Here is a 20256-nt window from a genome sequence, read left to right as displayed (position 1 = left end):
ATGGCTCTGGTACAGGGAGAGACTGGTGGACAGATATCGGGGATGATAGAACCAGCCTCCTACGGTAACGGGGTTAACCATACGGCGAATCTGATGTCAGGTATGTGAAGCGGATCACAGGGCCGAGATTTTAAATCAGATCGGATTCTGCCAGCTGTTTCAGCGCATCGAAATCATGGATTTGCAGCCCGCCACGTGAGGCTTCGACCACATTGCTGCGTTTCCAGGTCGAGATCGTTTTCGAAACTGCTTCGCGTGTGGCGCCGACAAACTCGGCCAGTTCGCTTTGCGACAGCGTGATGCGCGATGAGGGGTGTTCCTGTTGCCCGGCCAGCAGCAACAGTTTCCTTGCCAGTCGGACCGGCATGGGCAGAAAGACCTGCTCGTTGAGCTGAGCGCCCATCCATCGCATACGCAGACCGGCCAACCGGATCATGTCAACCGCAAGATCGGGATGCTGCCTGATCTGCTCCATCACGTCGTTTCTTCGCACGCGCAGGACGCGGGCCGGTCCGGTCGCGGTGATCGTCGCAGTGCGTGGGCCATTGTCGAACAGGGCGATTTCACCAAAAACCTCGCCGGGACCCATGAGGCTGAGTGACAGTTTCCGCCCACTCATTGCCAGAAATGACGCCTCTAGCGTGCCTTCCAGAATGGCATAAAGTGCGTCGCCTTCATCATCCTGTTCAAACAAGACCTCTCCACGAGCCAGAGCAAGCTCGGAGGCTTGCGCAGAGAGCATTTCCCGCAGCTCGTCGGATGCTTCGGACAGAAAACCACTATTGGGAAAAGCCGTCATGGTGCGAGCAGTACTCCGGTTGAGTATTTTGAGTGGTTCCTCAACTTTCCACAGCTTGCGCATTAAGCCAAGGGTTTTGTCTGTTAACCCTGTCAACAGGCGTCATTTTACTGCTGATCGGTGTCTTCCATATAGCGTTGCAGCAGGCTGAATTGCATCATCAGGAACGCCATCAAGGCAATGGGAAAGCCGAAGGTTTCGATCTTGACCCACAGGTCGGTCGACATGGTACGCCAAACAAGCTCATTCGCCACGGCAAGAACCGCAAAACAGGCGCAAAGACGGCGTGTCAGGATCATCCAGCCTTCATTGCGCATGGGCAGCATTTCGTCCAGCACATAGGCCAAATACGATTTGCCCTGTAGCAATCCTATGCCAAGGATCACCGAAAAGAACCCATAGACCAGCGTGGTCTTCATCTTGAAGAACCGCTCGTCATTGAACCATGCGGTCAGGCCGCCGAAGAAGATGACCATGAAAGCGGTGAATATCTGCATCTTGCTAAGCTTGCCCGTCAGGAACCACAGGATACCCATTGCGGCCAGCATAAGTGGTACGAACAGAATGGTGGCGACGATGAACCCGGAATACTCGATCCCACCGATCTGAAAGCTGTCGTCGCGCAGGCGCAGATAGATGAAGAAAAAAGCCAGCGGGGGGCCGAGTTCCAGTACCTGTTTCAGAAACGGATTGATCTCTTTATTGCCTGTCATGCTTTGCGTCCTGCTGATTACCCGCCCATTTCAACTATTACGGCGCCGAGTGCAATCAATGCCATCAACGCAATGCGTCTGGGACCGACGGTTTCTTTCAATATCAGCCAGCCGATGAGTGCCGCGAAGACGGTGGAGGTTTCGCGCAGCACGGCGGCTTCTCCGACCTTGTCCAGTCGGGTGGCCAGCATGATGGATCCGAAGGATAGAGGGGCAATGATGCCTCCGGCCAGACCGCGCAGCATCAGCGGGCCGAGCGCGGGGCGATTGATCATCGCGCGCCATCTGAGTGCCGCATAGAACGGCATCGCCGCGCCGTCGATCATGAAGAACCAGGCGAGAAAGGTGAAAGGATCGGCGGTGGCGCGGATGCCATAGGCGTCATAGGTGGTATAGAGCGCCACGAACAGGCCCGTGACAATGGCCAAGGTCAGAGCTATGCCCAGCGTTTCACGGTTGGTTTCAAGAAAGCGGAAATTATAAGCAGCCAGACCGTAAATCCCCACCAGAAGGGTGGCAACGCCCAACCATTGAACGGCCGAGAAGGTTTCTCCAAACAGTAAATAGGCACCGATGACGGTGAACAGAGGTCCGGTGCCGCGCACGACCGGATAGACCACCGTGTACGAGCCCTTGGAGTACGCCATCGCCTGCAGGGTCTTGTAGGCAATGTGAATCAGCCAGACGACGAAAAAAATGGGCCACATATAGGGCTCCGGCCACGGAACCACGAAAAATGCGAAAGGCGCGGCCATCAGGCAATAGCAGGCGTCTATGGCCCCGCGGGACAGCCAGGGGTCGTGTCGGCCTTTTTGCAAGGCCCCAAAAGCTGCGTGCAGAAACGCCGCCATCAGCGCAAGGCCAAGGGCGAGGTGATGACCTGATTCGGTGCCTTCAAGTGAGATCAGCCAGTCGCTCAAATGTCAGGTCTTTTCGCTGGGCCGAGAGGGTGGGGGGCTGTCTGCCCCCACGCCCCCCGAGGATATTTTTGGCCAGATGAAGATCGGATCAGGTGGGTTCCAGACCGGTGAGGGCAGCGGCGAAGTCTTCGGGGTCGAATGGGGCAAGATCGTCAATCTGCTCACCAACGCCGATTGCATGGATGGGAAGGCCGAACTTGTCCGCCAGCGCAACCAGAACGCCGCCTTTGGCAGTGCCGTCGAGTTTGGTCATCACCAGGCCCGAGACATCCGCCAGCTTGCGGAAGGTTTCCACCTGGCTCAGGGCGTTCTGGCCAGTGGTGGCGTCAAGCACCAGAAGGGTGTTATGGGGTGCGGTTTCGTCGATCTTGCGAATGACGCGGACAATCTTGGCCAGTTCTTCCATCAGGTCGGCGCGGTTTTGCAGGCGGCCGGCGGTGTCGATCATCAGCAGGTCGGCGCCGTCCTGCTGGGCGCGTGTCAGGGCGTCGAAAGCGAGGCTGGCGGGGTCGGAGCCTTCCGGTGCGGTCAGCACGGGCACCCCGGCGCGGTCGCCCCAGACCTGAAGCTGTTCGACAGCGGCGGCGCGGAAGGTGTCTCCGGCGGCGATGACCACTTTTTTGCCTGCAGCCTTGAACTGACTGGCCAGTTTGCCGATGGTCGTGGTTTTGCCCGAGCCGTTGACCCCAACGATCAGAACCACCTGCGGGCGTTTGGGATAGATCGGCAGGGGTTTGGCGACAGGCTCCATCACGCGGGCCACTTCCTGCGCCAAAAGCTGCTTGATCTCCCGGGTAGAGAGTTTGCGGCCATAGCGTCCTTCGGCCATGTTCGCGGTGACGCGCAGGGCGGTGTCGACGCCCATGTCCGAGGCGATCAGAAGCTCTTCGAGCTGTTCCAGCATGTCGTCGTCGAGCGTGCGGCGGACAACCGCGCGGTCGTCGCCGCGACTGAACAGGCGACCCAACAGGCCTTTGGATTCGGGAACCTCTGGCGGTGGCGGGGCAGGCGTTGGATCGACGGGGATCGGGGCCGGTGGTTCAACCGGCTGTGGTACAGGCCCTGGGCTTGGAACTTCGGGGACCGGTTGCGGTTCGGGCTCGGGGTCTGGAATGACCGGGTCCGGGGCCGGGGTTTCTTCGCCGCCATCCTCGACAATTGCGTCGAGCCCCTGTTCAAGGCGCGACGAGGATTTGAACAGCTTGTCCTTCAGCTTGGAAAAAAACGCCATTTTTGGTCTCCGCAGGTGTTCTCCTCACCTAATGCGGAATTGCGGCAGTTGCAAAGGGTCCCGAAAATGCAAACAGGAATCCGGCCTGTGCACACCAATAAAGCACCCAGACCAGATAGGGCGTTAGTTTCAAGGCCGGGTGGTCAGCCGGTAACAGAAATTTCTCGGTTGCCAGTATCAGGTCTGACGCGATGAAGGCCAGTGCCGCAGGAAAAGCCCAGCGCATTGCGCCGACCTCGGGCAGGGCGAGAACACTGATACCCATGCCGAGGATGATGGGGATATAGGCTAGTACCGGGCCTTTGAGCTCTCCGGCACGTGGGGCGAGCAACGTTGCCATGACGATACCGAGCAGGATCAGCGACCAGAATATGCCGGGTTTTTCGAGAATTAGACCGGTGACGCTTGCCGGATGGGTCAGAAACAGGGCGATATAGGCCAGGTGGCCGGCGGCAAAGGTTCCGATACCGGCCATGAAGGTCGCATCGGTCTCGCGAGACAGCAAGGCATCTCCGATGGCGCAAAGCGCAAGCGCCAGTACCAGTAGCCAGGGTGCGGCCTGTACCAGGGCCAACACCGCCAGCAGCGCAACGGAAGCGGTTTTGGCTATGCTGCGCAATGCGCTGGCTGGTCGGGCAGTCAGAGGCAGATAGGCCAGTGCGCAAAAGAGGGCGGCGATAAAGAGGACCTGTGTCATTTGATGGTTTCCTGTTTTGTTGCGCCGCTTTAAGTCTCTTCCGGTGTTGGGCGGCAACTCAAGCCGTGACGTGGAGTTAACCACGTGAACGAATAAACGTTAATTGGTGTCATGGCCGAGCATCTGCCAGAATGAGTGAATGTTCAGACGCTTGTTGATTCTTTTCCTGCTATCCGCCCAACTTGCCGCTGCACAATCGCCTATGTCCGGGGACGAGTTCGACAGCTACACGCGCGGAAAGACGTTGTTCTACGGATATGAAGGGCAGATCTATGGTGTGGAACGGTATCTGCCGAACCGGCGGGTGATCTGGTCGTTCCTGGATGGCGATTGCAAGGAAGGCGTTTGGTACGAGCGAGAGGACCAGATTTGTTTCCTTTACGAGGACCGGCCAGACCCGCAGTGCTGGGTTTTTACGCAGTCGGGTGGCGGGCTGATCGCGCAGTTCGAGGGGGATCCGACCGCAACGGAGCTCTATGAGGCCTCGGATATCGGCGAAGAAATGGTGTGCCTTGGCCCTGATATTGGCGTCTGATGCTAGGTCGCTCGAAGTTCTTGGTAGCTGATCATGACGTGCTCCTGATACGCCGGCCTGTCGGTCAACCTGTCGTAGTACCTGCGCAGATGGCACAGACGAGCACGCGGAATGTCGATGTCGTAATAACGGAACAAAATGTGGCCGAGCTGAATATCGGCCAGTGTCAGGTTTGAACCTGCGATGTAGTCGCTTTCCGCCAGGATGCTGTAAGCGATCTCGAGTTTGCCTTCCAGAGTAGTGACGGCTGCCAGTACGGCTGTCTCGTTCCTTTGCGATGGTGCAGTTCGGACGGTCTGCCAGAAAACCGGGACCGTGAAGGCCATGGCCACGTTGATTTTTGCCCATTCGGCCCATTTGTCCACTTCGGCCCGCTGCACGGGATCACGGGGCCAGAATGCTTCGGCGCCATACTGGCCGGCGAGATAGCGCAGGATCGGACCGGTTTCCCAAAGCGGTGGATTGTCGCCGTCCTGCAAAACCGGGATGGTCCGGTTTGGATTAAGCTTCCGGAAGAATTCAGTATCCAGCCCCCCGAAGCGGTGGCCCAAGTCGTGACGCCGGTATTCAAGACCAAGCTCACCGATACACCACATCAGGGCTTGAACATTGGACGAGGTTTTGCGGCCCCAGATCGTTAGCATGGGTTAGAACAACGACCCTTGATCCGGAGGATCGGGTTTCGATTTTTTTACGGTGGTCTTGGATGATCCTACTGTTTGCAGTCGGCCATCAGAGAATTCGATTTCGAGTGCCGCGTGGCCGGCGGCTTGGGCCTTTGTCGTGACAACTTCTCCTTCGGCGCGCACGACCGCGTAGCCCCGATCCAGCGTCGCCTTGTAGCTGAGCGTTTCGCGCAGGCGGTCCGTGGCCTCAAGCTGTTGGCGCAGGCGGTCCAGTCGGGTGGACTGGGCCGTGTTCAACCGCTCGGTCAGACGGATCAGCGTGTCGCGCCGTGTTGTCAGCTCACGCTGAATGGGACGCAGCGACAGGCGTGTGGACAGGTTGCGCCAGCGGTCGCGCCGCGTTTCCACGACGCCGCGCAAAGTCGAAGGGCGCAGATGGGCCGAGATGTCCAGCAATTTCAGACGGCGGGTCTGAACGCCTCGGATCAAGGCGTTGGGCAGACGTTCGGATATCTGATCCAGTCGCTGCCGGGGGGTATCCAGCAGGGTATCAGCGCGCGGAAGGGCGCGGGACAGATCGCGCAGGCGCTGGCTGCGGCGTTGAACTGCGTCCGAGGCAGAGCGTGCCAGACGCGCGCCCTGTTCGCCGGTCCAGGCCAGCAGCTCCATCCTGACCGGAACGGCCAGTTCCGCCGCTGCAGTTGGGGTTGGCGCACGCCTGTCCGAGACAAAGTCGATCAGTGTGGTGTCGGTCTCGTGCCCGACAGCCGAGATCAGGGGAATGTCCGAGGCGGCAGCGGCCCGGGCAACGATTTCTTCGTTAAAACCCCAGAGGTCCTCGATCGACCCGCCACCACGCGCGACGATGATCAGATCGGGGCGCGGCAATGCGCCGCCGGGCGTAAGCTGGTTGAAGCCGTCGATTGCCCGAGCGACCTCGGGCGCGCAATTGCTGCCCTGTACAGCGACCGGCCAGATCAGCACCTTGCGCGGAAAACGGTCGCGCAGGCGGTGCAGGATGTCGCGGATCACCGCGCCTGAAGGAGAGGTCACAACACCGATGATCTTCGGCAGATAGGGCAGCGGCTTCTTACGCTCGGGCGCGAACAGCCCTTCGGTCTCAAGTTGTTTCTTACGCTTCTCCAGCAGCGCCATAAGTGCGCCCTGTCCGGCGACGGCAACCTCATCAACATTCATGTTGTATTTCGATTGTGCGCCAAAGGCGGTAAGGCGCCCGGTGACGACCACCTCAAGCCCTTCTTCCGGAACCACCGACAACCCTGAAATCTGACCCTTCCACGTGGTGCAGGCGAGCACGTTCCGGTCATCTTTGATGTCATAGTACAAATGCCCGGAACGCGCTTTGAACACGCGCCCAACTTCTCCGCGCACACGGATTCGTCCGAACGAGCCTTCCAGGGTGCGTTTCACCTCGCCAGAAATCTCGGAAACCGTGTATTCGGGGGTATTTTGACCCGGAAGCGGGTCGTCGAGCAGGTCGGACATTTCAGCGCCTTGTGTCAAATGCCCGCCCAGCTTAGAACGCCCCGCAAGCGAGGCCAAGCAGATCGGAGAGCATTCATGAACATCCTCATTCTCGGCGGCGGTGGGCGCGAACACAGCCTGGCCTGGGCGGTGATGCAGAACCCTAAATGCGACCGGCTGATCGTGGCACCGGGCAATGCCGGGATCGCGCAAATCGCCGATTGCGCGGCGCTGGATATCGAGAATGGCGGGGCTGTGGTCAGTTTTGCCGAAGAAAATGCCATTGATTTCGTGATCGTCGGCCCCGAGGCCCCCCTGGCCGCGGGTGTAGCCGACCGTTTGCGCGAAGCCGGCATTCTGGTTTTTGGCCCTTCGGCCCAGGCAGCCCGGCTGGAGGCGTCAAAGAGCTTCACCAAGGAAATTTGTGATGCAGCGGGAGCGCCCACAGCGGCCTATGCCCGGTTCACCGAGGCGGAACCTGCCAGAACCTATATCCGTGAGCAGGGTGCCCCGATTGTGGTCAAAGCCGATGGTCTGGCAGCCGGCAAAGGTGTGATCGTTGCCATGGACGAACAGACTGCCCTGGATGCCATCGACGATATGTTCGGCGGTGCTTTTGGCGGGGCCGGGGCTGAGGTTGTCGTCGAGGAGTTCATGGAGGGCGAGGAGGCCTCTCTGTTTGTGCTGTGCGATGGTGAAAACATCCTTTCGGTCGGCACTGCGCAGGACCACAAGCGTGTGGGCGAGGGCGATACCGGTCTGAACACCGGCGGCATGGGCGCGTATTCTCCGGCGCCCGTTTTGAGCGCCGAAATCGAAGCCCGCGCGATGGATGAGATTGTGCGGCCGACCATGGCCGAAATGAAACGCCGGGGCATGCCGTTTCAAGGTGTTTTGTACGCAGGTTTGATGATCAAGGACGGGCAGCCCCGGTTGGTGGAGTACAACGTCCGCTTTGGCGATCCGGAATGCCAGGTACTGATGATGCGCCTTGGGGCGCAGGCGATGGATTTAATGCACGCTGCCGCCGAGGGTCGGTTGAACGAGGCCCGGGTAAACTGGGCCGACGATCACGCGATGACGGTAGTGATGGCCGCCAACGGTTACCCCGGGTCATATGAAAAGGGTACGTTGATTAGTGGGTTGGACGCTTTGCCTGAAGACAGCATGAATATGATTTTTCATGCGGGAACCAAACTGGCCGGCGGCAAACTTCAGGCGTCGGGCGGTCGCGTTCTGAATGTCACGGCTCGCGGCGATACTCTGCACGAAGCACGGGATCGGGCTTACGCGATGGTGGAAGGTGTCGACTGGCCGGATGGCTTCTATCGCCGCGACATCGGCTGGCGAGCGCTCTGACCGGGGGGCTCCCGCGCCCTGTTGCTGCATCAAAGATGCAACGCCAAAGGCTTTGGGCCGGGCAGCTCGCTGTCGCGGGCTGCGGTTGGTTCATGACGAGCAGCTCAATTCACGTTCCATCGTGCCTTGCGAAAAGCGACCAAGTGACGTCTCTACCCAGCCCTCATTGAATCGCACACTCACAATGTCGCGCCAGTCGGCACTGGCGATGATGAGTTCTAGGCCTGTGCCACAATCCCTTACGCCGCCGGAGATAAAGTCTTCGCCGATCCGATGATTGGTCAGGCCCGGCCGTATGGCGATCTCTGTCAGAGCGCCGTCCACAAACCGCCAGATGCGAAGCGTTTTTGCAAGGTGAGGGCGGTCGATATAGGCAATTTCGATATTGCCGTCACCGTCCAGATCGGCGGCACCAATCGGGGCGAGCCAGCGGAACCGGGTGCCGATATGGGGTGTTGCAGCAATCTTTTGACCGCGCGCGTCGTAGATCGCCAGTTGCGCTCCTGTGCTGTCTTGGGATTCAACGACGATGGCTTCGCGCGACCCGTCCAGATCAACGTCCACTAACCGGGGCGCCAAGTCTTCGAAAACTCGATCTGATGGAAGTCGAATAATCTCGACCTTGCCATCGACCGTCAGTTCAAGCGCGCCATACTCGATATTGTCGCCCAATACACCGTGGGCATAGCGCGTGGTGGGTTCCGTGAAACGGGCACTGTCGATTGTGTCGGCTGCGGGCATTGAGGCAATACCTGCCGGCCACAGGCTCAACAGCAGCAGCGCGCCGCGAGCCCGGCCTGGCCACAGGCAAGCGGGCAGACGCGGCGCTTTGGTGCGCATCAGATCTGCTTTTCGGGCATCTGTACGATCAGGCCGTCCAACGCATCGGTGACCTTGATCTGGCAGGTCAGGCGCGAGCGGGCGGGGTCGGGCTCATAGGCGAAGTCCAGCATGTCTTCTTCCATGTCATCCTTGCCGGGGATTTTCTCGACCCAGTCGGGGTGGATGTAGACATGGCAGGTCGAACAGGCGCATGCGCCGCCGCAATCGGCTTCGATGCCGGGGATGTTGTTGTCACGGGCCCCTTCCATGACGGTCAGTCCGTTGGCGACCTCGACTGTGTGTTCGGTACCGCCATGCTCGACATAGGTGATCTTTGCCATTGCGTGCGTCTTCCTTTTGCGATGTTCGAAACGTTGTTTAGTGAAGGGATTTAGGTCTTTCCAGCCTCATTTGCGACTCAGCGTGCCGCGACTGGACTTTCCTCCCTTTTGTTCTATCTTTGTTCTCATGCTTGTTGTCCCTGTCCGCCCCGCATCCCCAAACAGCGGCTGGCCGCGCCCGCCCGCCTGCCTGCCCGCCTGTCAACTGGACGCCCCACCCGAAGGTGCGCGGGTGGCGGTGGCGGGGCTGGTGATCCTGCGGCAGAGACCGGGGACGGCCAAAGGGGTGATCTTTGTCACCCTTGAGGATGAGACCGGTGTCGTGAACGTGGTGGTCTGGCGCAAGATCTACGAACGCTTCCGTCGCGCGGTGATTTCGGGGCGGCTGTTGCGGGTGACGGGGCGGATGCAGCGGGCGCATTCTGTAACCCATGTGATTGCGGAAGAGATCGAGGATATCTCGGGCATGTTGGATGTACTGGTGCAGGGGGAAGGCTAAGGTCTTAACGGCAAACGGGTCCGCCGCGACGGCGCGCCGTATCAAAGTGGAAATGCCCCTTGTGATACTGGTCCGCATCGGGGCCGAGCACCGTACCGAACAGACCACAGGCGCCACCGTGTAGCCTGCGCATGACCTCGCCCAAATCTTCGTCGTCCCATCCGTCGCGAACGTTGATGATGGTGCCATCCTTCAACACAAAAGAGGCGATATCGATCGCTCGACCCCTGGCATGTTCGGACAGGCGTGCGCGGGGTTGGTTGTTCTGCGTCTTGCAGGAATAGTGACCGACAAGCCGCATCCCAATCAAGCCACCGCCATAGTCGGCAAAAGCCGGTTTGGCGACGACTTCTATCCATGTCTTGAACGTAATCGCCGTTTCGCAATCCATCAGCGCAAACTGGCTGAGCATGATGTCAGAAACCAGGTGAATCCGAACCGGGTCGGCAATCCCGCATCCCCGATACCGTCCAGAAATAGGTTCGAGTGTTTCACCCAGAATGGTCCAGTCACTGCACACCGCGCCACGCTCGCGTAGTTTCTCGCGCCCGACTGCGATCAGGCCGAATTTGCAGGGTCGCAGCGCTGGCCTCAGTGAGACCAATACCTCCGGGTTGGATTTTGCAGATGCGTCTTCGGCAAGTGGTTCTTCGTCACTGATCGGCTCGTACGCAATCAGGTGGGAGGGTTGAGCGAGCGGGCTTTCGGCGCAATCCTGTGCGGCAATTGCCGGACCGGCCCAAAGTATCAGAAATGTGGCCAATGCCCTCATAACTCAGCGTTTTCCTTCTTTGGCGCCAAATCCTTATCTGCGTGGCCCAGCTAAAGTAGAGCGAATGTTCGAATTAAAACAAGTATGAACCCCGATTTCTGCTTGTTTCAAATGGGTTACGTGACATCGCGTACCATATGCAGATGCAAACCAATCCCATGCGCTTCGTCCAGTGCCGGAACACGGGTTTCAACCTCAACCTGAAACCCGGTGTGCCGGTAAAAACCAACGGCCTCATTGTCTGCTGCGACATCAAGGCAAATCTGGGTGCACCCGTTTGCAAGAGCCCGTGTTTCCGCCTCATTCAACAGTTGGGCAGCGATGCCTCCGCCTTGTGCCCGTGGGCTTACGGCAAACTCAAGAATATAGTAGGAACCCTTCCGTGGAGCCGGGAAAAGGCGATCCATCCAATGCAGCGCGGATTGTAAATGCTGCGCGTCTTTGTCCCCAAGGGCAGATGCCTGACATTCCAGTGAAAAGTCGAAGTTTGCTGAATATTCATCTTCTGTATGGCCAATAAGCAGCCCAACAACTTCGCCATTGTCCGATGCGGTAAAGGCATTTCTATGCGAGAATAAGCCCTGTTTTTCGGGCCATTCGCAGCCGATAATGCTGTGCAAGACGGCCTCGTTTCCAAACATATACCCATTCAGTTTCGGATCAGTGCTCCAAAGGAGATTTGCCAGGTCCTGTGGCGATACAGATGTTGACGCAGGCGCTATTACGACGGTCAAATTGATGCTCCTGAGATGGATTTCCTTCTAATCGGTTTTGAAATTCACGCGCATTCTGTTTGCTCAGAATTGCAAGTTTAGGGCAGTTCTGGTGTGATCCAGACTAGCCACACCGCTTGGAGTTTATCAACATAGTCACTGACCTCACCTTTTGAACAAAACCCGCTGCGCCTGCCTGTCCCGATGATCCCCACGCAGTTCGGCATGCAGCGCACGGCCTGCCTGAACCCCCGGGCGGGCGCTCATCATCTCCAGCCAGCGGGCAAAGTGAGGTTTGTCGTCCAGCACCTGCTGCTGACCTTCCCACAGGCTGGCCCAGCCCCAGATGGACATGTCAGCGATGGAGTAGAAATCGCCCGCAACATACTCGTTTTCCGCCAATCTCCGGTCCAGCACGCCATAAAGACGACCGACTTCGGTGCGGTAGCGGTCCTTGGCATAGGGCAGGTCCTGCGGCGGGTCCAGTTGCGGGGCGTATTTCAGGAAGTGATGCGCCTGGCCGGCCATCGGGCCGACGCCGCCCATCTGCCACATCAACCACTCTTCGACGGCAATCCGGTCACGTTCGGTTTCGCCATAGAAACGCCCGGTCTTGCGGGCCAGATACATCAGGATCGCACCGCTTTCGAACACGGAAACGGGGGCTCCGTCCGGTCCGTCCGGGTCCATGATGGCTGGCATTCTGTTGTTGGGAGAGATTTTCAGGAATTCAGGGTCGAACTGCTCACCCTTCCCGATATTGACCAAATGAGTGGTATAGGGCAGCTCCATCTCTTCCAATGCGATGGACACTTTCCAGCCGTTCGGCGTGGGCCAGAAATACAGATCGATCATGGCATCTCCTCAGGTTGAGGAAATCATGAGGCTTTCTGAGCAAACGGCAAGAGCTGTTGCGGGCGGGGTATCGCAAAAAGCCGTGACCAGCGGCGGTGGGTTTGGGGTGGAAGACCGCGGCGCAGGGTCTCAAGGCAAATTCGCTCGGGATGACGCAGAAGGCAGTTGTAGACGCGCAATACACCGGGGCGGGTGTAGCTGGACCAATGGCAAATACGGCGCTGTGGGGCGGCAATCGGGTGGATCATCGAAGACAAATGATCCAGCGTCGCGTCGCAGTCGATTTGCAGCGTAACGGCATTTGGGGCTTCGAGACCGTTGCCGATGCTCCGATCGCCCAATTTGGGAGGCTGGACCAGGCGCTCGTAAAGAAAATCGAACAAATCGTTCTCGCGACTGGTGATATTGATCAGTTCAGCCTTTTGTCCGGCCGGAGTTGCAAGCGCTTCCAATGCCCGGGAGCGATAGGCAGCTCCGGTCATTGAGATGATACGGTCCAATGCGCCCGGTGGGATGTGATGCAGGGCTTCCAGGACCAGTTCCGTACCCAGGGAGTGTCCGATGAAATGGATCGGGCGGTTTGGGTTCAACTGATGCAGATCGGAAATGAGGCGCGCCAGGCTGCGACCGGCTGAACCGGCCCGTCTTTGGGCAGCCCATAGCGGCCCTCGGGCATCCCATCCGAATGCGACGGCAAGCCCCTCGTCCTCGAAACCCGAATCGAATCCCAACTGTTGTGGCCAGCTCGGGCTGTAGCAAGCCGGGTCTCGAGATTGCAGCGCCAGGATTTGCCTGTGCGGACAGGCGGTTGCGGCATCCGGACGATATTTGTAGCCGTGGGTCATTATGATGACTGGCCCCTCGGTGTCACGCGTCTGTCGCAAGGCGCTGTGCAGGGGTCGGGGGCTGCCGTGCAGCCGTACGGTGTCGCCGATGGCGTTGATCCTGATCACTGGCATTGCTCTGCCTCACACAAGATGTTGTGGTGCCGATCTTTCATAACGCTATGACGATTGCGTGAATGTCAGGTTACAGAACCGTGACGATGCATTCGGAATGCTTGACGCCCATTCACCTGAGGCGTAAAGGCAACAGCATCACGTGGCGATTTGTTACCGGATTGCGGGCCACGCTAAACAACACCGCTAAAAGGTCAGGATGAAAGACCCCTTTCGCTTGGCCGCGTCTGGGGTTTTTTGTTTGCCTCTATCCACGGGGCGGAAAGGAATGAGATGAGCGAGAGCTGGAACAAACGCACCCAAGCCATCCACGGCGGTATCCGTCGCAGCCAGTACAAAGAAGTAAGCGAGGCGATTTTTCTGACGCAGGGCTTTGTCTATGACACAGCCGAACAGGCCGAGGCGCGTTTTATCAAAACAGGCCCGGATGAGTTCATTTATGCCCGTTACGGTAACCCGACCGTGTCGATGTTCGAGCAGCGTATCGCGGCATTGGAAGGGGGCGAGGACGCCTTTGCAACCGCGTCGGGCATGGCGGCAGTGAACGGAGCGTTGGTATCCATGCTGCAGGCGGGGGATCACGTTGTCTCTGCCAAGGCGCTGTTCGGGTCCTGTCTGTATATTCTGGAGAATATTCTGACCCGCTATGGTGTCGAGGTTACGTTCGTCGACGGAACCGATCTTGAGCAGTGGGAGGCCGCAATCCGGCCCGACACCAAGGCGGTTTTCTTTGAATCCATGTCGAACCCAACGCTGGAAGTGATCGACATTGCCGCTGTGTCCAAACTCGCCCACGCGGTTGGTGCGGTCGTTGTCGTGGACAACGTGTTCTCAACCCCTGTGTTTTCGCGTGCGATCGAGCAGGGGGCGGATGTCGTCATCTATTCCGCCACCAAGCATATTGACGGGCAGGGCCGCGCTCTCGGCGGCGTAATCATTGGCACAAAGGACTTCATCCGCGGCACCGTCGAGCCATATCTGAAACACACCGGTGGCGCGCTGAGCCCGTTCAACGCTTGGGTCATGCTCAAAGGCCTGGAAACCATTGCGTTGCGGGTCAATGCACAAGCGGAAACGGCTCTGGCTTTGGCCGAGGCGCTTGAGGGGCATCCGGCGCTGGAGCGCACGCTTTATCCCGGCCTGAAAACCCACGCTCAGAACGCGTTGGTCCAGTCGCAATTGTGCGGCAAGGGCGGGACGGTACTGTCGCTGGATATTAAGGGCGGAAAAGAGGCCGCTTTTGCTTTCCTGAATGCGCTGAAAATCCCGGTGATCTCGAACAATCTCGGTGACGCCAAGTCGATCGCGACCCATCCCGCCACCACAACGCATCAACGACTGAGCGAGGAACAGCGGGATGAGCTGGGCATCACCCCCGGCCTGATCCGGTTTTCGGTCGGCCTAGAGGATGCCGGCGATTTGCTGTCGGACATCAATGCAGCACTGGCCGCGTCCCAGACGTGAAACGGGTCTCCGGGTGGAGCGTTCGCCCGGAGAACACTCGTCTGTGCCGCGAGGGCATGAGACGTTTTCGCACCGAAAAAGACGGATTTGCACAGATATTATCGATCCGGGCTGATATTTTGTGCGTATCGGGCTTACTGGTATGTGACCCGAAACCGTCTATAATCCGGCGGCCAAACAAGGAAACCCTGCGCATGAACCTGCATCCCCGTGACTTGGACAATGCCCCCGACCGCGATGAAGCCGCCGCTGCTCTGAGCGTGTTGCGGAAATGGGCGACTTCAGCTTCCGAAGCTGAAATCAGCCAGCTTGATCCGGCGATTGCACGCCTCGTGCCCGGCCTCGCGCCCGTTAACTATCCGTCACTGTCGCGGGAATATCCCGAAGGGTTCGTGGCGGATGAAGCGTACAAAGCCACCTTGCCGGATCTGCAGAACGGACCCGCCAGCCTGATCCGGGGTGCAAAGCAGCAGATTCAGCATGTCGGGATTTCCAACTTCCGTCTGCCGATCCGCTTTCACCGCAAACATGGCGAGGACCTGACGCTCGAGGCCTCGGTCACCGGGTCCGTCAGTCTTGAGGCCGAAAAAAAGGGCATCAACATGTCCCGGATCATGCGGTCTTTCTATAAGCACGCCGAGTGCACCTTCAGCTTTGAGGTAATGGAAGCCGCGCTGGAGGATTACAAGACAGACCTCGACAGCTTTGACGCGCGTATTCAGATGCGCTTTTCGTACCCCGACAAGGTCAAAAGCCTGCGGTCCGGGCTGGAAGGATACCAGTTTTACGATATCGCGCTGGAGCTGGTGGAGCGTGGTGGTGAACGCCTGAAGATCATGCATCTGGATTACGTGTACTCCTCGACTTGCCCCTGTTCGCTGGAATTGAGCGAACACGCAAGATCAACGCGCGGGCAGTTGGCTACGCCGCACTCGCAGCGTTCGGTTGCGCGGATTTCGGTTGTGGTGGATTGCAATGCCGACTGCCTGTGGTTCGAAGACCTGATCGCCCTGTGCCGCCGCGCCGTCCCGACGGAAACGCAAGTCATGGTCAAGCGTGAGGACGAACAGGCATTTGCCGAGTTGAACGCAGCCAATCCGATCTTTGTCGAGGATGCCGCCCGCCTGTTCTGCGCCGAATTGCATGCCGACCATCATGTTGGGGATTTCCGTGTGATTGCCAGCCATCAGGAAAGCCTGCACAGCCACGATGCGGTATCGATTCTCACCGAAGGCCCGACCTTTGAATCCGCCAGCCTGGACCCGCGTTTGTTCACTACGATGTTCCATGTCGGCTGATTGACGTTGCGGAACCCGCTGGAAACACGCTGAAAATTTGACCATTGGCGATTTATTGCCGCAATGCAGCGAGATATGCTGCAATTGCTTGGTTATTTGCGGTAACGTCGCCCCGAGCGCAGCTGCTGCCTGCCATAGTTGTGGTGCAGCCTGAAAGGAAGCCGGGACGTGCGACGCCTTGGACCGCGAATCCGTGAAACCGCCCGGAGGATCGGGACGGCCAGGGCTATTTTCTCTTATTCCGACTGCCTCGCTTTCACAGGAGAGAAATGTAATGAATCCGATTACCAATACCTTTGAATTCCAGGCGGCAGCCTTTCGTGTGGCGGGTTATGCAATGGCCAACCAGATGAAGATTATGCAGATCATGACCCGTTCGGCGATCGAACTGCCTATGGTGCCTGTGCACGCCCTGCATGCCGCGTCCGCGATGCCGCGCCCTGCATCGGCAAAACCCGCGTCAACGAAGGCCGTTGCAAAACCAAAGTCGCCTTCTGCGAAACCCGCCAAACCGGTAGTGGCCAAAAAGAAGGCAGCGCCAGCAGTTGCCAGGGCCAAGCCCTCGACGCCTCAGGCCAAAACGGCTGCACAGGCGAAACCGGCTGTTGCAAAGGCCAAGCCCGCCGCCACAAAGCCCGGAACAGCCACGCCTAAGGCAAAACCTGTGGCATCAAAACCGGCTCAGGCGCCCGCCAAAACCGCTGCGGCTGCGGCCAAAGCCAAACCGGCGGTGACCGCCAAACCTGCCGAGAAAAAGGCTGCAACCACACCGGCATCAGAGGCGACAAAGGCGGCACCCGTGGCTTTTAAACGTGCTACGCCGGCCAAACCAGATGCGCCCGTGACACCGGTGGCCAAAACTGCAACGACACAGAAAACTACCCCAAAGCCGTCTACGCGCGCTGCCGCATCTGCTCCGGCCCCCGCGGCACCCGCGAGATCGGCGGATGCTTCAATTGCGGAAGAGCAGCCCAAAGCATCGTCGCGTCGTACACGTGCACCGTCGAAACCACCCTCAATGCCGGCACCGACCGCAAAAACCGGCGACTAAGCGGGGATCATCTGCTTGACACGGTCGGGCAGGCGCGCCAACGCTGCCCGTCATGATGGATCTTCGCCCGGTCGGATATGTGATAGGCCTTTTGGTCGCCGTTCTTGGGGCGACCATGCTGTTGCCCATGCTCGCGGACCTGATCGACGGCCGGGGCGAATGGACCGTCTTTTTCGAAAGTGCGGTCATCACGATTCTGACCGGCGCGGTCCTTGCCATGAGCTGCGCGAACGGGGTGGGTGAGGGGTTAACCATCCGTCAGACCTTTTTGCTGACAACGGGTGTCTGGGTGGCCCTGCCGGTCTTCGGCGCCATACCCTTCCTTTTTGGTGAGACCGAGCTGCGCTTTGTTGACGCCTATTTCGAGGCGATGTCCGGCCTCACCACCACCGGCTCGACCGTGATATCGGGGCTGGACAATCTGCCGCGCGGGTTGTTGCTGTGGCGCGGTTTGCTGCAATGGCTGGGGGGAATTGGCATCATCGTGGTTGCGATGGTTTTCCTTCCCGAGCTGCGCGTGGGAGGAATGCAGATCTTCCGGTCGGAAGGTTTTGAAACTATGGGTAAAATCCTGCCTCGCGCGCAGGAAATCGCCGGGCAGATTTCGTTGATCTACGTGTTTCTAACCTTTGTCTGCGCCCTGGTTTATGCCGGGTTCGGCATGAATTTCTTCGACGCGACGGTGCACGCGATGACGACAATCGCAACGGGTGGGTTCTCGAACTACGACAGCTCGTTTGCAAGGTTTTCCGGTGCTACCGAATACGCAGCTTCGGTCTTCATGATTTTGGCGGCTTTGCCCTTCGTACGCTATGTCCAGCTTGCGAATGGAAACACCAGTTCATTGTGGCAGGACAGTCAGATCCGGGCGTTTCTGGCAACCATCCTTGTTTTGGTAATTGTCATGTCCATTTTCTTGACGTCGGTCTTTCCACACCACTGGGAGCAGGCGGTCAGGGAATCGCTGTTCAACATCACGTCGATCATCTCGGGCACGGGATATGCCAGTGTCGATTACATGGGGTGGGGCAGCTTTCCGATCATGGTGTTCTTTTTGATCGGGTTGATTGGCGGCTGTGCGGGGTCGACTGCGTGTTCGATCAAGGTATTCCGGTACCAGTTGTTATTCGCGTCGATCAAAACGCAGATCAACCGGATCAGAACGCCACATGGAGTGTTCATGCCAACATATGACGGCCGACCCATCGGTCGCGATGTTCTGACCTCGGTCATGAGCTTTTTCATGTTCTTTGTGCTGTCGATGGGTGTTCTGTCGTGGGCTCTGGCCTTCACCGGGTTGGATTTCATCACTTCGGTTTCGGGTGCCGCGACCGCATTGGCTAATGTGGGGCCCGGACTTGGATCTCAGATCGGCCCCGCCGGAAACTTCGCCGGTTTGAACGACACCGCCAAATGGCTGCTGACGATCGGCATGCTGGTTGGACGACTCGAGCTGTTGGCTGTTTACGCAATATTCACCGTGCAATTCTGGAGAGGCTGATGAGAAGACCCCTTGGTGCGCAAATTTCGCACATGCTCAGGGATCGGGGAGTGGATGTGATCTTTGGCATTCCCGGCGTGCATAACCAGGAAATGTATCGCGGGATCGAGGAGGCCGGGATCACGCATGTTCTGGCACGCCATGAGCAGGGCGCAGGGTTCATGGCTGATGGATATGCGCGCGCAACGGGCAAGCCTGGCGTGGCCTATGTGATCACCGGGCCGGGACTGTGCAATATCATGACCCCGGTGGGGCAGGCCTATACTGACTCGGTTCCGATGCTGGTGCTGTCGTCCTGCCTGGACGAAACGCAGGCCATGCGAGGCCAGTTGCACCAGATGAAAGATCAGCGTCTGGCTGCGGAAACGGTCTCTGACTGGTCATGTCAGGCGAATACTGCTGAGGCGGCCTATGGCCTCATCGAACGCGCCTTCGAAGAGTTGGAAGTGTCTCGCCCCCGGCCCAAACACATTCAGGTGCCGATCGCTCAGTTGGAGGCCGATGCTGATCCCGCGCCTTTCCCGAATCAACCGGCGCTGCGCACTCAGGTGCTGCCGCCTGACGTCGCACCGGTCTTGTCTCTGCTGAATATATCGAAGCGCCCGCTGTTCATTCTGGGCGGCGGTGCACGGTCGAACCTGTGGCGGCAGATCCTGACGCAGCTGGGTGCGGCCTGTTTCACCACATATGCCGGGCGCGGGATGGTGGGTACAGGCTATGCGCTGGACTTCGGTGCGATGTTGCCCCGCCCCAGCAGTGCCGAAGTGATTGCTTCCGCAGACCTCATTGTCGCCGTTGGCGCGGAACTGGGCGAAGTCGACCTTTGGCGGAATGATCTTGGTCACTCCGGTCATCTGGTGCGCGTCGATCTGGATCCCGAGGTGCTGTCGGATCGCCATCGCGCGGCAGTCAAGTTGCAGGCAGACGCCGAGAGCTTCGCTCACGCATTGTGGGCCGCGTCGGATCAGGTCAAACCCGCAACCGGTTGGACCCCGCAGGAGGTAGCCGACGCCCGCGCTCGGTGGCGCGCCGAAGTTGATGCAGAACGGCCAGGTATCGTGCCGGTGTCGGACGCCCTGCGCGCGGCCATGCCAGCGGATACCATGATCTACTCGGACATGACCCAATTCGCCTATGTCGCGAAAGAGATTTGGGACATGTCCTATCCCTACCATTGGCACCACCCGACCGGTTTTGGGACGCTGGGTTACGCTCTGCCAGCTGGTATCGGTGGAGCAGTTGCCCGACGCGGCAAGCCCACTGCGGTCATAGCGGGCGACTACGGCTTTCAATACACGATGCAAGAGCTTGGAACGGCAGTCGAATTGAACCTGTCTTTACCGATCATCCTTTGGGACAACGGCAAACTGAAAGAGATCGAAGACAGCATGGTGCGCGGCCAGATCGCCCCCAATGCGGTCGTGGCGCGCAACCCCGATTTCTGCAAACTGGCCGAGGCATTCGGCGCGTTGTCCGCCGAACCCAAGGAACTGACGGATCTGCAATCGGCTGTTCAGGCCGCTTTTGACGCTCCGGTTCCTACTTTGATCCGGGTGACGCCAGACATTCTTTAGCCGGGCACGAAAAACGGCACCGCAATTCAGGGGTGCCGTTTT

General features: G+C 58.8%; 21 protein-coding genes and 1 riboswitch. Of the genes, 8 read left to right on the top strand and 13 right to left on the bottom strand.

From position 1 onward, the window contains the following. Window positions 1-130 precede the first annotated feature (130 nt). The 5 genes from AC2TDJ_RS11720 to AC2TDJ_RS11700 all read right to left on the bottom strand — a co-directional run bounded on the left by AC2TDJ_RS11720 (window position 131) and on the right by AC2TDJ_RS11700 (window position 4360). Entirely contained in the window at window positions 131-799 is a 669-nt protein-coding gene (locus tag AC2TDJ_RS11720) for a Crp/Fnr family transcriptional regulator (protein ID WP_480842380.1), read from the bottom strand. A gap of 107 nt (window positions 800-906) precedes the next feature. After that, window positions 907-1512, bottom strand: a complete 606-nt coding sequence (locus AC2TDJ_RS11715; protein ID WP_480842378.1) for an inner membrane-spanning protein YciB — start codon at window positions 1510-1512, stop codon at window positions 907-909. Between the two features lie 17 nt (window positions 1513-1529). Continuing rightward, on the bottom strand, window positions 1530-2432 hold the full coding sequence (locus AC2TDJ_RS11710) for an EamA family transporter (protein WP_480842376.1): 903 nt from the start codon (window positions 2430-2432) through the stop codon (window positions 1530-1532). An 88-nt stretch (window positions 2433-2520) separates the two neighbouring features. After that, on the bottom strand, window positions 2521-3663 hold the full coding sequence (ftsY, locus tag AC2TDJ_RS11705; RefSeq protein ID WP_480842375.1) for a signal recognition particle-docking protein FtsY: 1143 nt from the start codon (window positions 3661-3663) through the stop codon (window positions 2521-2523). Between the two features lie 28 nt (window positions 3664-3691). Beyond that, complete coding sequence (locus AC2TDJ_RS11700) at window positions 3692-4360, bottom strand: lysoplasmalogenase family protein (protein WP_480842373.1); 669 nt, start codon at window positions 4358-4360, stop codon at window positions 3692-3694. A gap of 139 nt (window positions 4361-4499) precedes the next feature. On the opposite strand from AC2TDJ_RS11700, the gene AC2TDJ_RS11695 reads away from it, so the two are divergent. Then, the gene (locus AC2TDJ_RS11695) at window positions 4500-4895 is read left to right on the top strand and encodes a hypothetical protein (protein WP_480842371.1); all 396 of its coding nucleotides are present in this window, start codon (window positions 4500-4502) and stop codon (window positions 4893-4895) included. Window positions 4896-4897: 2 nt separating this feature from the next. Here AC2TDJ_RS11695 and AC2TDJ_RS11690 read toward each other — a convergent pair whose 3' ends face one another. Together AC2TDJ_RS11690 and xseA are read right to left on the bottom strand one after the other, a co-directional pair. Further along, the gene (locus tag AC2TDJ_RS11690) at window positions 4898-5539 is read right to left on the bottom strand and encodes a glutathione S-transferase family protein (RefSeq protein WP_480842369.1); all 642 of its coding nucleotides are present in this window, start codon (window positions 5537-5539) and stop codon (window positions 4898-4900) included. Between the two features lie 3 nt (window positions 5540-5542). Continuing rightward, window positions 5543-7027, bottom strand: a complete 1485-nt coding sequence (gene xseA / locus AC2TDJ_RS11685; RefSeq protein ID WP_480842367.1) for an exodeoxyribonuclease VII large subunit — start codon at window positions 7025-7027, stop codon at window positions 5543-5545. A 75-nt stretch (window positions 7028-7102) separates the two neighbouring features. On the opposite strand from xseA, the gene purD reads away from it, so the two are divergent. Beyond that, a complete protein-coding gene (purD, locus tag AC2TDJ_RS11680) occupies window positions 7103-8365 on the top strand; it encodes a phosphoribosylamine--glycine ligase (RefSeq protein ID WP_480842365.1) in 1263 nt (420 codons plus the stop codon). Window positions 8366-8455: 90 nt separating this feature from the next. On the opposite strand, the gene AC2TDJ_RS11675 is transcribed toward purD, so the two are convergent. Next, a complete protein-coding gene (locus AC2TDJ_RS11675) occupies window positions 8456-9205 on the bottom strand; it encodes an FG-GAP repeat domain-containing protein (RefSeq protein ID WP_480842363.1) in 750 nt (249 codons plus the stop codon). Then, a complete protein-coding gene (locus tag AC2TDJ_RS11670; RefSeq protein ID WP_480842361.1) occupies window positions 9205-9528 on the bottom strand; it encodes a 2Fe-2S iron-sulfur cluster-binding protein in 324 nt (107 codons plus the stop codon). Before AC2TDJ_RS11670 ends, AC2TDJ_RS11675 begins: the two co-directional genes overlap by 1 nt. A gap of 127 nt (window positions 9529-9655) precedes the next feature. Between AC2TDJ_RS11670 and AC2TDJ_RS11665 the strand changes: the two genes are divergently transcribed. Continuing rightward, window positions 9656-10027, top strand: coding sequence for an OB-fold nucleic acid binding domain-containing protein (locus tag AC2TDJ_RS11665; protein ID WP_480842359.1), 372 nt, complete (start codon window positions 9656-9658; stop codon window positions 10025-10027). A gap of 4 nt (window positions 10028-10031) precedes the next feature. On the opposite strand, the gene AC2TDJ_RS11660 is transcribed toward AC2TDJ_RS11665, so the two are convergent. The 4 genes from AC2TDJ_RS11660 to AC2TDJ_RS11645 all read right to left on the bottom strand — a co-directional run bounded on the left by AC2TDJ_RS11660 (window position 10032) and on the right by AC2TDJ_RS11645 (window position 13326). Beyond that, complete coding sequence (locus AC2TDJ_RS11660; RefSeq protein WP_480842357.1) at window positions 10032-10799, bottom strand: extensin-like domain-containing protein; 768 nt, start codon at window positions 10797-10799, stop codon at window positions 10032-10034. A 116-nt stretch (window positions 10800-10915) separates the two neighbouring features. Next, window positions 10916-11533, bottom strand: coding sequence for a GNAT family N-acetyltransferase (locus tag AC2TDJ_RS11655; protein WP_480842355.1), 618 nt, complete (start codon window positions 11531-11533; stop codon window positions 10916-10918). A gap of 144 nt (window positions 11534-11677) precedes the next feature. After that, complete coding sequence (locus AC2TDJ_RS11650) at window positions 11678-12367, bottom strand: glutathione S-transferase N-terminal domain-containing protein (protein WP_480842353.1); 690 nt, start codon at window positions 12365-12367, stop codon at window positions 11678-11680. 23 nt (window positions 12368-12390) lie between these two features. Further along, window positions 12391-13326, bottom strand: coding sequence for an alpha/beta hydrolase (locus AC2TDJ_RS11645; RefSeq protein ID WP_480842351.1), 936 nt, complete (start codon window positions 13324-13326; stop codon window positions 12391-12393). Between the two features lie 132 nt (window positions 13327-13458). Then, window positions 13459-13536, top strand: a riboswitch (SAM riboswitch). Between the two features lie 63 nt (window positions 13537-13599). Here AC2TDJ_RS11645 and metZ point away from each other — a divergent pair. The 5 genes from metZ to AC2TDJ_RS11620 all read left to right on the top strand — a co-directional run bounded on the left by metZ (window position 13600) and on the right by AC2TDJ_RS11620 (window position 20214). Beyond that, a complete protein-coding gene (gene metZ / locus AC2TDJ_RS11640) occupies window positions 13600-14790 on the top strand; it encodes an O-succinylhomoserine sulfhydrylase (RefSeq protein WP_480842349.1) in 1191 nt (396 codons plus the stop codon). Between the two features lie 194 nt (window positions 14791-14984). Then, window positions 14985-16088 carry a GTP cyclohydrolase FolE2 gene (gene folE2 / locus AC2TDJ_RS11635; protein WP_480842347.1) on the top strand — a complete coding sequence of 368 codons (1104 nt, stop codon included), beginning with the start codon at window positions 14985-14987 and terminating at the stop codon, window positions 16086-16088. A 274-nt stretch (window positions 16089-16362) separates the two neighbouring features. Further along, window positions 16363-17139: a hypothetical protein gene (locus AC2TDJ_RS11630; RefSeq protein ID WP_480842345.1), complete on the top strand. Its 777-nt coding sequence runs from the start codon at window positions 16363-16365 to the stop codon at window positions 17137-17139. A gap of 52 nt (window positions 17140-17191) precedes the next feature. Next, entirely contained in the window at window positions 17192-18640 is a 1449-nt protein-coding gene (locus AC2TDJ_RS11625; protein ID WP_480842344.1) for a TrkH family potassium uptake protein, read from the top strand. Then, the gene (locus AC2TDJ_RS11620) at window positions 18640-20214 is read left to right on the top strand and encodes a thiamine pyrophosphate-binding protein (RefSeq protein WP_480842342.1); all 1575 of its coding nucleotides are present in this window, start codon (window positions 18640-18642) and stop codon (window positions 20212-20214) included. Before AC2TDJ_RS11625 ends, AC2TDJ_RS11620 begins: the two co-directional genes overlap by 1 nt. Window positions 20215-20256: the final 42 nt, after the last annotated feature.

Source organism: Ruegeria sp. HKCCD6647-2, assembly GCF_057221075.1.
This window is presented reverse-complemented; position numbering and strand designations above follow the sequence as displayed.

Bases quoted from the DNA above. Each gene is read 5' to 3' on its own strand.
- folE2 (WP_480842347.1), top strand. From the start codon at position 14,985: ATGAACCTGCATCCCCGTGACTTGGACAATGCCCCCGACCGCGATGAA.
- AC2TDJ_RS11650 (WP_480842353.1), bottom strand. From the start codon at position 12,367: ATGATCGATCTGTATTTCTGGCCCACGCCGAACGGCTGGAAAGTGTCC.
- AC2TDJ_RS11625 (WP_480842344.1), top strand. From the start codon at position 17,192: ATGATGGATCTTCGCCCGGTCGGATATGTGATAGGCCTTTTGGTCGCC.
- metZ (WP_480842349.1), top strand. From the start codon at position 13,600: ATGAGCGAGAGCTGGAACAAACGCACCCAAGCCATCCACGGCGGTATC.
- AC2TDJ_RS11620 (WP_480842342.1), top strand. From the start codon at position 18,640: ATGAGAAGACCCCTTGGTGCGCAAATTTCGCACATGCTCAGGGATCGG.
- AC2TDJ_RS11670 (WP_480842361.1), bottom strand. From the start codon at position 9,528: ATGGCAAAGATCACCTATGTCGAGCATGGCGGTACCGAACACACAGTC.
- AC2TDJ_RS11630 (WP_480842345.1), top strand. From the start codon at position 16,363: ATGAATCCGATTACCAATACCTTTGAATTCCAGGCGGCAGCCTTTCGT.
- xseA (WP_480842367.1), bottom strand. From the start codon at position 7,027: ATGTCCGACCTGCTCGACGACCCGCTTCCGGGTCAAAATACCCCCGAA.
- AC2TDJ_RS11660 (WP_480842357.1), bottom strand. From the start codon at position 10,799: ATGAGGGCATTGGCCACATTTCTGATACTTTGGGCCGGTCCGGCAATT.
- ftsY (WP_480842375.1), bottom strand. From the start codon at position 3,663: ATGGCGTTTTTTTCCAAGCTGAAGGACAAGCTGTTCAAATCCTCGTCG.
- AC2TDJ_RS11665 (WP_480842359.1), top strand. From the start codon at position 9,656: ATGCTTGTTGTCCCTGTCCGCCCCGCATCCCCAAACAGCGGCTGGCCG.
- AC2TDJ_RS11695 (WP_480842371.1), top strand. From the start codon at position 4,500: ATGTTCAGACGCTTGTTGATTCTTTTCCTGCTATCCGCCCAACTTGCC.
- AC2TDJ_RS11675 (WP_480842363.1), bottom strand. From the start codon at position 9,205: ATGCGCACCAAAGCGCCGCGTCTGCCCGCTTGCCTGTGGCCAGGCCGG.
- purD (WP_480842365.1), top strand. From the start codon at position 7,103: ATGAACATCCTCATTCTCGGCGGCGGTGGGCGCGAACACAGCCTGGCC.
- AC2TDJ_RS11720 (WP_480842380.1), bottom strand. From the start codon at position 799: ATGACGGCTTTTCCCAATAGTGGTTTTCTGTCCGAAGCATCCGACGAG.
- AC2TDJ_RS11645 (WP_480842351.1), bottom strand. From the start codon at position 13,326: ATGCCAGTGATCAGGATCAACGCCATCGGCGACACCGTACGGCTGCAC.
- AC2TDJ_RS11700 (WP_480842373.1), bottom strand. From the start codon at position 4,360: ATGACACAGGTCCTCTTTATCGCCGCCCTCTTTTGCGCACTGGCCTAT.
- AC2TDJ_RS11690 (WP_480842369.1), bottom strand. From the start codon at position 5,539: ATGCTAACGATCTGGGGCCGCAAAACCTCGTCCAATGTTCAAGCCCTG.
- AC2TDJ_RS11715 (WP_480842378.1), bottom strand. From the start codon at position 1,512: ATGACAGGCAATAAAGAGATCAATCCGTTTCTGAAACAGGTACTGGAA.